The 15,558-nt window shown below is 39.4% G+C and carries 15 protein-coding genes and 1 tRNA gene; 7 read left to right on the forward strand and 9 right to left on the reverse strand.

The window, feature by feature from the left end; translation table 11 throughout:
• Positions 1-16: 16 nt before the first annotated feature.
• Positions 17-1,909 carry a peptidase M61 gene (locus tag MWU82_RS13625; protein WP_247096792.1) on the reverse strand — a complete coding sequence of 631 codons (1,893 nt, stop codon included), beginning with the start codon at positions 1,907-1,909 and terminating at the stop codon, positions 17-19.
• A 243-nt stretch (positions 1,910-2,152) separates the two neighbouring features.
• Here MWU82_RS13625 and pyrH point away from each other — a divergent pair, with 243 nt between their 5' ends.
• The 6 genes from pyrH (at position 2,153) to MWU82_RS13655 (ending at position 9,800) form a co-directional block, all read left to right on the forward strand.
• Complete coding sequence (pyrH, locus tag MWU82_RS13630; RefSeq protein WP_031442370.1) at positions 2,153-2,860, forward strand: UMP kinase; 708 nt, start codon at positions 2,153-2,155, stop codon at positions 2,858-2,860.
• Positions 2,861-2,901: 41 nt separating this feature from the next.
• Complete coding sequence (frr, locus tag MWU82_RS13635) at positions 2,902-3,456, forward strand: ribosome recycling factor (RefSeq protein ID WP_215947394.1); 555 nt, start codon at positions 2,902-2,904, stop codon at positions 3,454-3,456.
• Between the two features lie 302 nt (positions 3,457-3,758).
• On the forward strand, positions 3,759-6,161 hold the full coding sequence (locus MWU82_RS13640; protein ID WP_215947393.1) for an MMPL family transporter: 2,403 nt from the start codon (positions 3,759-3,761) through the stop codon (positions 6,159-6,161).
• Between the two features lie 102 nt (positions 6,162-6,263).
• Positions 6,264-7,697: an asparagine--tRNA ligase gene (asnS, locus tag MWU82_RS13645; RefSeq protein WP_215947392.1), complete on the forward strand. Its 1,434-nt coding sequence runs from the start codon at positions 6,264-6,266 to the stop codon at positions 7,695-7,697.
• 40 nt (positions 7,698-7,737) lie between these two features.
• The gene (gene rpoN / locus MWU82_RS13650) at positions 7,738-9,195 is read left to right on the forward strand and encodes an RNA polymerase factor sigma-54 (RefSeq protein WP_215947391.1); all 1,458 of its coding nucleotides are present in this window, start codon (positions 7,738-7,740) and stop codon (positions 9,193-9,195) included.
• Complete coding sequence (locus tag MWU82_RS13655; protein ID WP_215947390.1) at positions 9,195-9,800, forward strand: hypothetical protein; 606 nt, start codon at positions 9,195-9,197, stop codon at positions 9,798-9,800. The genes rpoN and MWU82_RS13655 overlap by 1 nt, the downstream gene beginning before the upstream one ends.
• Here MWU82_RS13655 and MWU82_RS13660 read toward each other — a convergent pair.
• From MWU82_RS13660 to MWU82_RS13695, 8 genes are all read right to left on the reverse strand, one after another.
• Positions 9,795-10,457, reverse strand: a complete 663-nt coding sequence (locus MWU82_RS13660; RefSeq protein WP_247096793.1) for a porin family protein — start codon at positions 10,455-10,457, stop codon at positions 9,795-9,797. The genes MWU82_RS13655 and MWU82_RS13660 overlap by 6 nt on opposite strands.
• 118 nt (positions 10,458-10,575) lie before the next feature.
• Positions 10,576-11,058 carry a biopolymer transporter ExbD gene (locus tag MWU82_RS13665; RefSeq protein WP_110356941.1) on the reverse strand — a complete coding sequence of 161 codons (483 nt, stop codon included), beginning with the start codon at positions 11,056-11,058 and terminating at the stop codon, positions 10,576-10,578.
• 25 nt (positions 11,059-11,083) lie between these two features.
• The gene (locus tag MWU82_RS13670) at positions 11,084-11,704 is read right to left on the reverse strand and encodes a biopolymer transporter ExbD (protein ID WP_215947388.1); all 621 of its coding nucleotides are present in this window, start codon (positions 11,702-11,704) and stop codon (positions 11,084-11,086) included.
• Positions 11,705-11,718: 14 nt separating this feature from the next.
• Positions 11,719-12,162, reverse strand: coding sequence for a hypothetical protein (locus MWU82_RS13675; protein ID WP_215947387.1), 444 nt, complete (start codon positions 12,160-12,162; stop codon positions 11,719-11,721).
• 26 nt (positions 12,163-12,188) lie between these two features.
• Entirely contained in the window at positions 12,189-12,938 is a 750-nt protein-coding gene (locus MWU82_RS13680) for a MotA/TolQ/ExbB proton channel family protein (protein WP_111623703.1), read from the reverse strand.
• A 79-nt stretch (positions 12,939-13,017) separates the two neighbouring features.
• Positions 13,018-13,105 (reverse strand) — tRNA-Ser (locus MWU82_RS13685).
• A gap of 66 nt (positions 13,106-13,171) precedes the next feature.
• On the reverse strand, positions 13,172-14,218 hold the full coding sequence (locus MWU82_RS13690; RefSeq protein ID WP_281502432.1) for an asparaginase: 1,047 nt from the start codon (positions 14,216-14,218) through the stop codon (positions 13,172-13,174).
• A gap of 68 nt (positions 14,219-14,286) precedes the next feature.
• On the reverse strand, positions 14,287-15,054 hold the full coding sequence (locus MWU82_RS13695) for a TatD family hydrolase (RefSeq protein WP_215947386.1): 768 nt from the start codon (positions 15,052-15,054) through the stop codon (positions 14,287-14,289).
• Between the two features lie 39 nt (positions 15,055-15,093).
• Between MWU82_RS13695 and MWU82_RS13700 the strand changes: the two genes are divergently transcribed.
• Positions 15,094-15,534, forward strand: a complete 441-nt coding sequence (locus tag MWU82_RS13700) for a retropepsin-like aspartic protease (RefSeq protein ID WP_215947417.1) — start codon at positions 15,094-15,096, stop codon at positions 15,532-15,534.
• The last annotated feature ends 24 nt before the right edge of the window (positions 15,535-15,558 follow it).

The raw sequence follows: 15,558 nt of genomic DNA on the forward strand, positions 1-15,558 counted from the left end.
CTCTATTTACCAAGAACTAGCCTTTTAACCATGCTTCACGAAGCTTGTTCTGCTGTTCGCTAGCGCTTTCCATTGCAACCAACTTAACGACCTTCAAAGTAGGCACGCCAACCTTCCCCTTCAAGGTAATTTCCTCATCCCCTCTTTGCACCACCATTACAATTTCCCTATCGGAATCCCAATTTATGCTCTGCCCTATAAGCAATCGAATATTAACCAAATTGGTCATTTTACCATCAACACTCTTAATTATATCTCCCCCTTGGGCCCCCAAATCATTGAAAAAACTGTTCAATTGAATCCCTTCCCTTACAAAAATAGCATTGTCATTTGCCGGATCTACATCTATATAAGGTATTTCGCCATCAAAAAAATATCCCGTAGACTGCTCCTGCTCCGTTGTTTGCAACCCTACTTTTTTCCAATAGGCATCGTAGTCTATAGGAGTGTCCCCAATGACATTGGCAGTAAAGAATTCCCCAATTTCCGGATACGTCATGGCAACGATTTCATCAATCAACTTATCATCCTCAAAAGGTTTGGAATCTCCATATTTCTTGGAAAGCTCCTTCATCAGCCATAAAACACCTTTTTCCCCTCCGCTTAATTCCCTAAGATTTATATCCAAAGCCATATTGATCAATGCCCCTTTTTCATAAACATTGGCATAATTTTCCTTATAAGGTTCCTCCAATATATTTTTGCTCATTACGGTAAAGGACATACTATCATCATAGGTTTTGGATCTCTCGACCTTCTCCATAAGTCTTTGATAAAAATCTTCCTCACTTATCAACCCTTGTTGAATTTGAAAAAGATTGGCAAAATATTCGGTAGTCCCCTCATACATCCACAAGTGCATGGACATTTTGGGATCATTAAAATCGAAATATTGTATTTCATTGGAGTGGATCGTCAGGGGAGTAACAATATGAAAAAACTCATGGGCTACCGTGTCAAAAATAGCCTCTTCCAGTCGCTCCTTTGATATTTGTTCGGGCATTACCACCACTGTAGAAGTATGGTGCTCCAAGGCTCCAAAACCTGTAGCATCATTGTCATCCATATTGGAAAGATAGAGGATAATGGTGTAGTGCTTGGTACTGTTAATATCTCCCAGAAATGCCTTTTGACCGCGCATCATTTTCTCCATACCCCCTTTTAAACTAGCCGCCGTAAAATGACCATTGGGAGAATAAACACTTAATGTTACCGCAATATCGTTCACCTGAAATGTTTCCGTGCTCGGGTTGGAATACATTATTGGGTTATCTATAACCTCAAAGTAACGATTGGCCACAAATACATCCGTATCCGGTCTGTTTACATCTTGTATTCCTTTAACCAAAGAGGTTACGGGCTCCAATCCATCTGGGGCAGAAATTTCCAAGGAATACGGTATTTCCTCAAGGCCATCAAAATAGCCCACAAAACCATGGAGGTTCAGCATAAAGTTCTTTCCCTTAAGAATATTGGTTCCGGACGGTGAAAATACAGGATCACTCACCTCTACTTCGGTATCGTAGGTATCGTTTACCCAATAATTAATTTTATCCAAATCCTTGGCATTGATAATCCTCCAAGTATTATCATCCAATTTTTCTACTTTTAACTCCCCTCCCTTATAATCAAGAGCCTTGAATTGCTCTATATATTTTCCGTAATTATCATCGCTATAAGTGCCCGGCACTGTCTTAGGAATAAAAAAGGAAACAGTATCGGTTACAAATGCAGCCGGATCCAAAACTACATTTACCTTATCGTCTACAACATTGATCAAATCTATTTTCGCAGTTATGGAAGCCTTTTCGGCCGAAACCAATGTCTTTGTGGTCCCACATCCCTGGAGCACCAAAATTGCAACCCCTAAAATCCATGATTTTTTAAACAACCCTATTTTATTTGTCATTTTTTATTGATTTTATTTATCGTTTTTTCCGAAAATGCCACATCTCCTTAAAGTACTGACATGGCAGAAAATGGCATTTTACCATTATAAATTGGTGGAACTACAAAAACCCACGCAAGATTATAAAAATAAATCTACCTTCCCATATGCATTATGAAATAATTAAGGATAGATGAATCGTCCATGCCAAGCCGCTTCATAAATATTTTTGATTATTTTTGCATGAAATTAATCAACATCAGGATGCAATACAAAAGAATACTTTTAAAACTGAGTGGAGAAGCCCTTATGGGTACTAAGCAGTACGGCATAGACGCACAGCGTTTATCCGAATACGCAGAGGAGATCAAAGAAGTTGTAGACAAAGGTATAGAAGTTGCTATTGTAATCGGTGGTGGCAATATTTTTAGGGGATTGGCAGGAGCCAGCAACGGAATGGACAGGGTACAGGCGGACCACATGGGAATGCTGGCCACCGTAATAAACGGATTGGCCCTACAAAGCGCCTTGGAATTGCAAGGAGTACAGACCAGGCTACAATCTGCCATAAAAATAAATGAGGTAGCCGAACCTTTTATTAGAAGACGCGCCATGCGACATTTGGAAAAAGGTAGGGTAGTCATATTTGGCGGTGGTACAGGAAATCCATATTTCACCACAGATTCCGCTGCTGTATTAAGAGCCATAGAAATTGAAGCCGATGTAATTTTAAAAGGGACTCGAGTGGACGGTATTTATACCTCCGACCCGGAAAAAGACAAAACAGCCACCAAATTTGATACGATAACCTTTAAAGATGTACTGACAAAGGGACTAAAAGTTATGGACACCACAGCCTTTACCCTAAGCCAGGAAAACGAATTGCCTATTGTTGTTTTTGATATGAACAAAAAAGGAAACCTTATGAAGTTGGTTTCCGGAGAGAATATAGGAACCGTCGTAAATCTATAGTTTTGGCACTATTTGTGTTGGATCAATTAAAAAAATAGCATATGAACGAAGAAATTAAATTTATTCTGGATACTACCAAAGAAGGGATGGACAGTGCTATAGCACACCTTGAAAAAATGTTCTTGAAAATCAGGGCAGGAAAGGCAAGTCCGGTAATGCTATCCAGTGTAATGGTGGAATATTATGGCTCCCCAACCCCATTGTCCCAGGTAGCAAATGTGAATACCCCGGACGCAAGAACCTTGTCCGTTCAGCCTTGGGAAAAGAACATGCTACATGAAATAGAAAAAGCCATAATGAACGCCAATCTTGGATTTAATCCTATGAACAACGGCGATTTTGTAATTATCAATGTACCTCCCTTAACGGAAGAAAGAAGGAGGGATTTGGTAAAACAAGCAAAGGCAGAAGCGGAAGACGCTAAGATCGGTGTCCGAAATGCACGTCAGGAAGCCAACAAAGAAATTAGGGGCCTTGAAGTGTCCGAAGATTTACAGAAGAACGCAGAGGGCGATGTTCAGGCACTCACCGATAAGTATATAAAAAAGATCGATACCTTCCTTGAAGCCAAGGAAGCCGAAATTATGAAGGTATAATCCTTAAAGTACAAAAACAAAAAGAGCGACCCATGGGTCGCTCTTTTTGTTTTCCTTGACCATATAACTCAGAAAACCCAATATTGAACACCTCTAGACCATAATTTCCATGGCCCATAAATTTGGTTTCTCCCAGCCCCTACTATTTAGCCCCAGCTTCCTAGGAACAATAACAATCATTCTCTACCTTTGCGCTCGAATAATTTTAGAATCCAAAAGACCATTTTAAATCATTAACGGTTTACTGGTTTTTTTTATGGTTTATATACCAAAAAACATTCTGAAATAAGACGTTTCATTAGATGGTTGCAAAGTTAACGCGAGGATTTTGGGCAAAAATAGCAAGGTTAATACTTAGGAACAGAATTATAATTCTAGTCCTATTAGCCATTATGACCATTTTTATGTCCATGCAATGGGACAAAATGAGGTTTTCCAATTCACAGGCCAACCTCCTTCCCGATCACCACCCTGTAAACCTGGAGTACCTTTCCTTTCTAAAACAATTTGGGGAAGAAGGCAATGTTGTTGTTTTGGCCGTAAAGGACAGCTCCCTGTTTACCCCTATTAAATTTAATCGCTGGAACAAGCTTAGCAAACAACTGGGGGCCTTCCCTGAGGTGGACTTCGTATTGTCTACGGACAATTTACAAGAGCTCGTAAAAGACACTGTAAAACAAGAATTTGTTATGCAGCCTTTTATAAAACAAACTCCAAAAACCAAAAAGGAGGTTGACAGTCTAACGAATCATCTTTTTAACGATCTTCCCTTTTACGACAACCTTATCTACAATAAAAAAACACATACCATACGCAGTGTTATTTATTTGGACAAGGATATTGTCAACACCTCCGTACGTAAGGACTTTATATTGGAAGACCTTTCTACTTTGGTCAAAAATTTTGAAAAAGAAACCGGCCTCGATGTTCATATTTCCGGAATGCCCTACATAAGAACCATGAACTCCCAAAATATTATAGATGAAATTGGGAAATTTATTCTTGCAGCTCTAGGGGTTACCTCCTTGATCTTCTTTTTCTTTTTCAGAAGTTTTAGGGCTACGATTATTTCCATGTTCGTCGTTATTATCGGGGTTATGTGGGCCTTTGGAATCCTGGGCCTATTACAATATGAGATTACGGTACTTACCGCCCTAATACCACCATTAATTATTGTTATTGGTATTCCCAACTGTATCTTTCTTATCAACAAATACCAACAGGAAGTAAAAAAGCACGGAAACCAGGCCTTGTCATTACAACGTGTAATCTCTAAAATTGGCAACGCTACCTTGATGACCAACGTTACTACCGCATCCGGTTTTGCCACATTTATTATTACCGATAGCAAATTACTTAAAGAGTTTGGTATTGTTGCCTCTATCAATATTATAGGAATATTTGTGCTTTCCCTATTGATAATCCCTATCATCTATAGTTTTATGAAGCTTCCAAAAGACAAGCATCTAAAACACTTAAATACCAAGTGGATAGAAACTTTTGTCAGCTGGATGGAAAGCATTGTTAGGGATAGAAGGATTACGGTTTATATTGTTTCCATTGCACTTTTGGTGGCCAGTATTATTGGTATTTATCAAATAGACATTTCTGGAAGTCCCATAGAGGATATGCCAAAAAAGGCTGAATTTTTTCAGGACATAAGATTTTTCGAACAAGAATTTGACGGAATAATGCCCGTAGAAATTGTGGTGGATACCAAAAGACCCAAAGGGGTCTTAAAACCTTCCACCCTGAGAAAGATGGACGAGTTGGGTACGGTGATCAATGAAATCCCGGAACTTTCCAGACCAGTTTCAGTTGTGGACTTGGTGAAATATTCCAAACAGGCCTTTTACAGCGGCATCCCCAAATATTATCAACTGCCCACCTCCCAAGAAAATACGTTTATTATGGATGTCGCCCGCAAATCCGCAGATAACGGCAACCTACTGAGTAGTTTTGTAGATAGCACCGGGCAGGTAGCCCGAATGACAACTTACATGAAGGATGTAAAAACATCCCGAATGGAAACCATAGAGGCTAAACTAAGGGAGAATATTGATAAAATCTTTCCCGCGGACAGGTACAAGGTTACCATGACAGGTAGTGCCCTTCTATTTTTAAAGGGGACCAAATATTTGGTAAAAAACCTCATTATGTCCCTTGCTTTGGCCATTGGCCTTATTGCTCTCTTTATGGCCTATCTTTTCCGATCGTTTAGAATGATCGTAATTTCATTGATACCCAACTTATTGCCGCTAGTGATCACAGCGGGAGTTATGGGATTCGTAGGGGTGCCTATTAAGCCTTCCACTATTTTGGTATTTAGTATTGCTTTTGGAATTTCGGTGGACGACACCATACACTTTTTGGCCAAGTACAGACAGGAACTTACAAGCAACCATTGGAGAATTAAAAAATCGGTCTATGCCGCCTTGAGGGAGACCGGGGTTAGTATGTTTTACACCTCCATTGTACTGTTCTTTGGCTTTTCGGTATTCATAATTTCCAGTTTTGGAGGAACAGTAGCTTTAGGAGCATTGGTTTCCGCCACTTTATTGTTCGCTATGCTGGCGAACCTTATTTTATTACCCTCGTTACTTCTTTCTTTGGAAAGAAGCATTGCCAACAAACAGGTACTAAAAGAACCACAAATAGACATTCTTCCCAAGGAGGAACTAAATATCACGGACAAGGAGGAATAGTCCGTTTATTAAAATATTTTTTACTTGGTATATACAGTTATATACCCAATTTATATTTTTGCAAAAAGGCTATCTTTGCCACATAATTTACAAGGAATTCAAATGAACACATTTAGCGTAAAAGAGCTACTATCCCCCGATTATTTACACCAAGAAGTTATTGTTAACGGGTGGGTAAAAACCTATAGAAGCAATAGATTTATTGCTTTAAACGATGGATCAACCATAAACAATATACAATGCGTAGTAGATTTTGAGGAATTTGATGAAAATTTACTAAAGCAAATCAATACCGGAGCTGCACTTAAAATAAGTGGTACATTGGTAGAAAGCCAAGGAAAAGGGCAGTCCGTAGAGATACAGGTCAAGGAAATTACGGTGCACGGAGGTGCAGACCCTGAAGTCTACCCTATTCAACCCAAAAAACACTCTCTGGAGTTTTTACGGGAAAAGGCACATCTCCGTGTAAGAACAAATACCTTTGCAGCTATCATGAGGGTGCGATCGGCACTTTCGTTTGCCGTACATCAATATTTTCAAAAAAATGGATTCTTTTACGTTCATACCCCAATAATCACTGGTTCGGATGCGGAAGGAGCTGGAGAAATGTTCAGGGTGTCTACCTTGGACAATAAAAAGCCGCCTTTAACTAAGGATGGTGAAATTGACTATAAGGAAGATTTTTTCGGAAAAGAGACCAATTTAACGGTATCCGGACAGCTGGAAGCCGAAACTTATGCTATGGGCTTAGGGAAGGTCTACACCTTCGGCCCCACTTTTAGGGCCGAAAATTCCAACACTTCAAGACATTTGGCCGAATTTTGGATGATAGAGCCCGAGGTAGCATTTAATGATTTGGATGCCAACATGGACTTGGCTGAAGACTTTATTAAGGACGTTATTAATTATGCTCTGGAAAATTGTTTGGAAGACCTGCAATTCCTGGAACAACGATTATTGGACGAAGAAAAGAGCAAGCCTCAGGCCGAGCGCAGTGAGATGCCGTTGATAGAAAAACTAAAGTTTGTTTCGGAGAATACGTTTAAGCGCGTAACATACACCGAAGCCATAGATATTCTTAGAAACAGTAAACCCAACAAAAAGAAACAGTTTAAATACCTTATTGATGAATGGGGAGCTGACCTACAAAGTGAGCACGAACGCTTCTTAGTGGAAAAACATTTTAAATGCCCAGTAATACTATTCGATTATCCTGCCAAAATAAAGGCATTTTATATGCGTTTAAATGAGGATGGAAAAACGGTTAGGGCCATGGACATTCTATTCCCAGGAATTGGTGAAATAGTAGGTGGTTCCCAACGTGAGGAACGTCTGGATATCTTAATGGAAAAAATCAAGGCCTTGGGTATTGATGAAGAGGAGCTTTGGTGGTATTTGGATCTTAGGAAATTTGGAACTGCCGTGCATAGCGGCTTTGGACTCGGTTTTGAAAGATTGGTGTTGTTTGCAACAGGAATGGGCAACATCAGGGACGTAATACCTTTTCCTAGAACGCCGCAGAATGCTGAATTCTAATCATTATTCTTTAACTTTATAAGATAGATCAACATTATAAATGCTGAAACAACACCTACAGTTTAAATTATCGCAGAAATTATCTCCACAACAAATACAGTTGATGAAGTTGATTCAATTGCCTACACAGGCATTTGAACAACGACTAAAGCAAGAACTGGAGGAAAACCCTGCCCTGGAAACTGGAAAGGAAGAAGGTGAAAGTCAACAGGATGATTTTGAGGATTTGTACGATAATGAAACCGATAGTGAAAGCATAAGTGCGGAAGACATCAATATTGATGATTATTTAAGTGATGACGAAATACCGGATTATCGCACGCAAGCCAATAATTACAGTGCCGATGATGAGGAAAAAAATGTTCCTTATGCAGCCGGAATTTCCTTTAATCAGTATCTCATAAACCAGTTGAATACTATTTATTTGACTGATGAAGAATGGTCCATTGCCGAATTTTTGGTGGGCAGCGTGGATGAGAGCGGATATATAAGAAGACCTCTTACAGATATAATGGACGACCTGGCGTTTACGCAAAATATCTATACTGAGGAGAAGACCATAGAAAAAGTATTACACATAGTTCAGGATCTTGACCCTGCGGGTGTAGCCGCCAGAACGCTGGAAGAGTGCCTTCTTCTACAATTAAAACGAAAGGAATTAACCCCTAGTGTGGAATTGGCCATTCTGTTGTTGGAAAAATCCTTTGAGCAGTTTACCAAAAAGCATTATCAAAAGCTTATCCAAAAACACAATATCACAGAAGAGCAACTAAAAGGTGCTATTAGCGAAATTGAACGTTTGAACCCCAAACCTGGAGGGTCATACTCCGGGAACAACAGAATTGTGGAACATGTGGTCCCCGATTTTTCCATTCGGATTGTAGACGGGGAATTGGAGCTTACCCTAAACGGAAGAAATGCACCCGAACTACATGTTTCACGGGAGTACAACAACATGTTGGAAGGCTACAAAAACTCCAAGGAAAAATCCAAGTCCCAAAAGGACACCGTGATGTTCATTAAACAAAAGCTGGATGCGGCCAAATGGTTTATTGATGCTATAAGGCAGCGTCAGCAGACCCTTTATATTACCATGAACGAAATCATGGAATATCAAAAAGAATATTTCCTAACCGGGGATGAGCGCAAATTGCGCCCTATGATCCTAAAGGATATAGCTGATGGCATTGGTATGGACGTTTCCACCGTCTCCAGGGTGGCCAATAGCAAATATGTGGACACCCCCTATGGTACGAAATTGATAAAGGACTACTTTTCCGAATCCATGAAAAACGATCAGGGAGAGGATGTATCCACCAAAGAAATAAAGAAGATACTGGAAACTGTAATTGGAGAGGAAACCAAGAAAAAACCGCTTACAGATGATAAATTGGCCGCTATTCTCAAAGAAAAGGGCTACCCTATTGCCCGGCGTACGGTAGCCAAATATAGGGAACAACTGGATATTCCGGTGGCCAGGTTGAGAAAACAGATCTAATGCGACTATTCCTCAAGATCACATCTTACCTTTTACACCCGCTTTTTATACCCTTTGCAGGCACCATAGCCTATTTCCTTATTACCCCCAAATACAGTCCGTTGGAGGTACAGAGCGGAAATATTTTACCCATATTTATACTCACCATAATCATCCCCATTATATTTTACCTGATACTGCGCAACCTGGGCATTGTAAGTTCCGTGTTCATGCCCAATCTCCAAGAAAGGAAATACCCTCTTTATATTAGTCTAGGACTGCTTATAATGGTCTTATTCAAGGTTATTCCCAATAACTTCACCATAGAGTTGCATTACTACTTTTTAGGGCTAATTGCAGGCTTATTTAGCGCCCTTGTGCTGCTCTTTCTAAACTTTAAGTGCAGTATGCACCTATTGGGCATGGGAAGCCTGCTAATGTACTTAATAAACCTTAGTATCCACTTTGAAATCAATGTTACCATTGCCATAAGCATAGTAACCTTACTTAGCGGCCTAGCAGCCACCTCCAGACTATATTTGAACGCCCATACCAAAGCAGAAGTCATAATTGGCTTTGCCATTGGTCTGTTTACCCAATTATTTACGATTAAATTTTGGCTATAAAATATAGAATATAAGTCCCACCTTAAGCGGCTTAATTTCTATAACTTCCCCTGATTGTTCCATTACCCCATCATTGAACAGAGAACTGAGTGCATAATAAATATGTATATTGAAGGTATTGTATCCTACATTTAAGGTTAGCCCGTATTGAAAGTCCCTTATATCCTTGTTCACAAAGACTATTCTCTCTGAGCTTGAGACGAATTTGGACCGACCATCAAAAACATAACCAAGCTTAACACCTGCATATATCCTCCAAAACTTATATTCCTCTGGGGTTGAATTGCGCCACCTAAACTGAAAGGGAACCTCCAAGACGTGGGTAGCAATTTTATTTCTCTTGAAATCGGCATCATTATCCAACACCGTATATTCTACAGCGGACCCCTGCTGGGAAGCCAACAAATTGGTATAATAGGAATTTATACCATAACCTAAACCAATACCGATACCCATGGTCCTTTCGTAACTCAAGGGAATATCCTTTATAAAACCGGCCTGCAAACCATATGACAAGTTTCTTTGGGAAACATCGGCTGGAAGATTAGTGGCAAAATTATAGGTAAGTCCAAAATAAAATTGATCTTCCAAATATTTCCTATCCACGTCCCTATTGGATTCCAAAACCTGCCCAGTAACAAAAGTACTGGAGAACATAAGTATAATTAATATGCAGGAAAACCTCATAGCCCACTAAAGGTAATTAATTAAACATAAAAAAAACGCTCCAAATATATGCATTTGAAGCGTTTTGATTCTCTTATCCTTTTACTAACTATTGCAAATTCCTGAAAGCATCACCTTCATAGGTGGTATAATTTACTTTCAAGGCGTTTACTTTTCTAAGTTCTTGTTTAATATCGGAAATAATACCCATATTGGCCTCCTTGTCCACCTTAAGTGCGGTTGTCAATACATTTTGTAATTCCTGAGGCTTTTTGGCCCTTTCCATCAAAATATAATCTCCAACTTCGGATGCGTCGGCAAATTTATCGTTCAATTGAATTTTGGATTCGGTACCATAGGTCTTCTCATATTCACGGGTTGGTTTCCCAACATAAATATAGATTACCCTATCCTTCTTTTCCAATTTTTTGATTTCCGTAGCATTTGGCAGGACGTTTTCCACCTTCAAGGTACTGTCTTTCATCACCGTAACCGTCATAAAGAAAAACAAAAGCATAAAAACGATATCTGGCAAGGATGCAGTATTCACCGCTGGTAAAGCCGCATCTTTTTTCTTATTAAATTTTGACATAGTATCTTGTTTTTAACTTCTCAATTTAGTTTGACGATGTTTCGGCCTCTGAAAGCTTCTGAGGAAACAAATCCTGTATTCTCTTAACCTTCTCCTTCAATTCTTCACGAACATTGTCCGGAGTCTCAGGATTAAGATATTCAGCTTCCATATCCGTAAAGTCTCTCTTGAACAAACGCTGGGCTTCCCTATTCCTAAGATCGTTATAGGCTCCAACCAATTCGTTCTGAACGGTTATATAGGTTCCGTACTTCGTCTCCCTATCGTTTTTAAGAGATATAATGGCTTTGGCAGGACTATCGGATGAAGCTACATCCCTTTTACCTTTGCAATAACTGCAATAGTCTGCAGATCCCGATGGTGCTCCTCCATTGTCCAAAAAGGCAATGGCCTTCGCCCTTAAATCCTTAATATTTGTTAACTCATCATCAGCCAATAACTGTCCATCACGGTTAATATTGACCTGAAATATATTCTTTTGCTTAATGATTACATCGGTATCCGGCGGCTCAATTGGTGGCAACATACGATCTAACCCTGCATCTGTTTCAATAGTGGTAGTCACTAGGAAAAAGATAAGCAATAAGAACGCTATGTCTGCCATAGAACCCGCATTAACCTCTGGTGGTGCTCCTCTTTTTGGCATAATATTTTATTTTATTATTTACTAATCATTTTCTTAACTCCGGACCACAACATGGCACCTACAGCTATAATGGTAAGGATAAAAAATACATTCAATCCCATACCAATGGTTTTCACTGTATCCTCCGTAGTAGGAACTCCTTTTTTGGCCATTTCTTCCAAACTAACATCTGTTCCAGTTGCTAGGGCGTAAGAGATAACAACGACTACCAAAAGACCCCCTACACCAAATAAGGTTTTCTTTAAGGCTCCTTTGGAGGTAAACAAGTTCACCAACCCAAAAAGAACCGAGGCCGCTATCGCAATCCCCAACAATAAATAGGTTATGATGAACATGAAGTTCATAGACCCATTATTTATGGCTTCCGTTGCGGGAACGTCTGCACTAGGAAGCTGAAACCAAAGTATGGCTCCAATCACTCCGAGTACAACTAATATTATTTTAACTATTTTATGCATGATACTTTAAGTATTTAGTGTCCGACTTATTTTTTGTGATCTGCCAACATATCAATCAAAGAGATTGATGAATCTTCCATATCATTTACAATACTGTCAATCTTTGCAATGATGTAATTGTAGAAGATCTGAAGGATAATCGCAGTAATAAGACCGAATACAGTAGTCAATAACGCCACCTGAATATCACCTGCAATAAGTGAAGCACTCAAGTTACCAACCGCTGCAATTTTCTGGAAGGCCTGAATCATACCGATTACCGTACCCATGAACCCAAGCATTGGAGCTACTGCGATAAATAAAGACAACCAGGAAACGTTTTTCTCCAATTGACCCATTTGCACACCTCCGTAGGCAACAACCGCCTTCTCAGCAGACTCAATACTATCACCAGCCCTTTCCAATCCTTGGTAGTAGATGGAAGCAACTGGACCTTTTGTATTTCTACAAACCTCCTTGGCTGCCTCAATACCTCCTGAAGCCAAAGCATCTTCTACTTGCTGCTTAAGTTTAGTAGTGTTGGTAGTAGCAAGGTTTAAATAAATAATCCTTTCAATTGCTACGGCCAGACCAAGAATTAAACATAAAAGAACAATACCCATAAATCCGGCACCACCCTGAATAAATTGCTCCTTAAGCACTTGGGTAAAACCTTTTTCCGCTGCTGGAGCTGCGTCTTGCAAAATGGCTGCTGCTGCAACAACTTTCGCACTTACTGTATTTGTACCTGCCACAAATAACCCAGCTGTTGCTAGGATAGAGAATAATCTTTTCATTTCTTTCAAACTTAAATTTAGTTAGTTAATAGGGTTAAAGATAAAAAAAATTCGCAATATAAAAATTAAAACTTAACAGCAGAGAGGAAGGGATTCGAACCCTCGATACCCTTGTGGGGTATACACACTTTCCAGGCGTGCGCCTTCGACCACTCGGCCACCTCTCTAGTTCTAGTTATTGGGCAGCCAAATAACAAAAAAAATATTAGTTAAAGAAATTTAGACTGTTATTTTTATTGCATTTCGCCCCTGAGAGATGTTTCATATATGGTTTTGAACAACTTAGGAGAAATATTATTTCCAAGTAAATACATCAACTTGGTAATTGCCGCCTCGGTTGTAATATCCTTACCATTAATAACTTGTAGTTTCTCAAGATGCTTGCTGGTTTCATAACGCCCCATAAGAACACTACCTCCCGAACACTGTGTTACATTTATAATAAAAATTTCTCTGTCCAAAGCTTTTTTCAACTCCAAAGTAAACCATTTGTCCGTAGGAGCATTACCTGAGCCATATGTCTCCAGCACTACTGCCTTTAAGTTAGGGGAATTTAAGACACTATGCAACAGAGTTTGGTTAAAACCGGGAAATAATTTTAAAATGGCCACATTTTGATCCATTTCTTTATGAACTTTTAGCCTTTTGGTTGAATTTGCCCTAAACAAATACTCCCTGTTTACTTTTAAATGCACCCCAGACTCTATTAAAGCCGGATAATTTAAGGAGGCAAAAGCCTCAAAATGCTCTGCATTGATCTTAGTGGTTCTGTTTGCCCTATACAATTTATATTCAAAATACAGCCCTACCTCTTGAACCACGGGCCTATTATCTTCCCTTAAGGCGGCTATCTGAATGGATGTGATCAAATTCTCCTTGGCATCTGTCCTTAAATCACCTATGGGCAACTGCGAACCCGTAAATATGACCGGTTTTTGCAAATTTTCCAACATATAGCTCATGGCCGAAGAAGTATAGCTCATTGTGTCACTACCATGTAGCACCACAAATCCATCATGGGAATCATAATGATCTTCGATAATCGAAGCAATATTTACCCAATGTTCAACATTCATATTGGAGGAATCTATTGGAACATCAAAGGAAATACTGTCAATAGTACAATCCAATTGGCCTAGCTCGGGGATATTCTTAATCAGTTTATTAAAATTAAAGGCCTTCAGTGCCCCTGTACCGTAATCCTTGACCATACCAATGGTCCCCCCTGTATAAATAAGGAGAATTTTGGTTTTTTCTACTGTAGAATTGTGGTTTTTCAATCTTAATAATTGTTAGGGTTTAAAAAATAAAGAGCTTCCACCTTAAGGCAACCTGTCCGCAAGACTATCTAAATCCCAAAAACTTGTCGGGAGTTGGCGGTAGTAATTGCAGCAACTTCCTCCTTATCCATTCCATATATTTGGGCCATCTTTTCCAAAACGTTGACCAAATAAGCACTTTCGTTCCGCTTTCCACGATAAGGAACTGGGGCCAAATAGGGGGAATCCGTTTCCAAAACCATATGTTTCAGGTCTATTTCCCCAAGAAAAGTATCTATTTTACCATTTTTAAAAGTAACTACTCCGCCAATACCCAATTTCATATTATAGGAAATTGCCCTCTGTGCCTGCTCAAAAGTGCCCGTAAAACAATGAAAAATACCAAAAAGTCCATCGCTCTTTTCTTCCTCAAGAATCTGGAAGATTTCATCAAAACCTTCCCTACAATGGATAACTATGGGATAATCATACTTTTTAGCCCACTGTATTTGCTGTTTAAAGGCAATCTGCTGCTCCTTTAGGAAAGTTTTATCCCAATACAGGTCGATGCCGGTCTCCCCAACTGCATAAAATTTCCTTGACGCCAACATTTCTTCAACGTGGGCCAGCTCATTCCTGTAATCTTCCTTAACATGTGTTGGATGCAGCCCTGCCATAAGAAAGATATTCTCTGGATAGGACTTTTCCAAATCAAGCATTGCATCGGTATAGGACGAATCTATTGCGGGAATAAAAAAACGCTCTACCCCTAACTCCAAGGCTCTATCTATGACCAAAGAGCGATCCTCATCAAAAGCCTCACTATATAAATGGGTATGTGTATCTGTTAATATCATAGAACAAAAATAGGATTATCTTTGACAAAAAAAGTACATATGCCCAGCCTTAAAGTTTTTCTACATAAAAAAAAATATATAGCCATTCCGTTGGTACTTACGGCCACAAATCATTTTGAAGTCACGGCCACCATCAATGGAGTGAAAGGCAGGTTTATATTGGATACGGGAGCCTCCAACACCTGCATTGGTCTGGACAAAATAGAATTCTTCAAATTAAATTCCAAAGATTCCAAAATAAAGGCCGCAGGGGCAGGAGCCACAGAAATGTTCACCAAACTATCTACCAAAAATGTCATAGAAATAGGAAAATGGTTTAAACATAAACAGAAAATTGTCCTGTTCGACCTTGTCCACGTTAATCAGGCCCTGACCTCGCACCAGGCTATGCCCGTTGATGGTATTATTGGGGCGGATATTCTAAAAAAAGGAAAGGCCATCATTGATTACCAAAAAACCCGTCTTTACCTAAAACAATAAGACCTGCCAGGTTTTGAAATCCCA

Origin of the sequence: Arenibacter sp. S6351L (genome assembly GCF_023016025.1) — a bacterium.
Taxonomy (GTDB): Bacteria; Bacteroidota; Bacteroidia; order Flavobacteriales; family Flavobacteriaceae; genus Arenibacter; species Arenibacter algicola_B.

What these genes read in the sequence shown, in the direction of transcription:
- MWU82_RS13660 (WP_247096793.1), bottom strand. Translation starts at nt 10,457, where the DNA reads ATGTTCTCCAGTACTTTTGTTACTGGGCAGGTTTTGGAATCCAATAGG.
- pyrH (WP_031442370.1), top strand. Translation starts at nt 2,153, where the DNA reads ATGCAATACAAAAGAATACTTTTAAAACTGAGTGGAGAAGCCCTTATG.
- MWU82_RS13665 (WP_110356941.1), bottom strand. Translation starts at nt 11,058, where the DNA reads ATGTCAAAATTTAATAAGAAAAAAGATGCGGCTTTACCAGCGGTGAAT.
- MWU82_RS13695 (WP_215947386.1), bottom strand. Translation starts at nt 15,054, where the DNA reads ATGATATTAACAGATACACATACCCATTTATATAGTGAGGCTTTTGAT.
- frr (WP_215947394.1), top strand. Translation starts at nt 2,902, where the DNA reads ATGAACGAAGAAATTAAATTTATTCTGGATACTACCAAAGAAGGGATG.
- MWU82_RS13655 (WP_215947390.1), top strand. Translation starts at nt 9,195, where the DNA reads ATGCGACTATTCCTCAAGATCACATCTTACCTTTTACACCCGCTTTTT.
- MWU82_RS13670 (WP_215947388.1), bottom strand. Translation starts at nt 11,704, where the DNA reads ATGCCAAAAAGAGGAGCACCACCAGAGGTTAATGCGGGTTCTATGGCA.
- MWU82_RS13675 (WP_215947387.1), bottom strand. Translation starts at nt 12,162, where the DNA reads ATGCATAAAATAGTTAAAATAATATTAGTTGTACTCGGAGTGATTGGA.
- MWU82_RS13640 (WP_215947393.1), top strand. Translation starts at nt 3,759, where the DNA reads ATGGTTGCAAAGTTAACGCGAGGATTTTGGGCAAAAATAGCAAGGTTA.
- MWU82_RS13625 (WP_247096792.1), bottom strand. Translation starts at nt 1,909, where the DNA reads ATGACAAATAAAATAGGGTTGTTTAAAAAATCATGGATTTTAGGGGTT.
- MWU82_RS13700 (WP_215947417.1), top strand. Translation starts at nt 15,094, where the DNA reads ATGCCCAGCCTTAAAGTTTTTCTACATAAAAAAAAATATATAGCCATT.
- MWU82_RS13680 (WP_111623703.1), bottom strand. Translation starts at nt 12,938, where the DNA reads ATGAAAAGATTATTCTCTATCCTAGCAACAGCTGGGTTATTTGTGGCA.
- rpoN (WP_215947391.1), top strand. Translation starts at nt 7,738, where the DNA reads ATGCTGAAACAACACCTACAGTTTAAATTATCGCAGAAATTATCTCCA.
- asnS (WP_215947392.1), top strand. Translation starts at nt 6,264, where the DNA reads ATGAACACATTTAGCGTAAAAGAGCTACTATCCCCCGATTATTTACAC.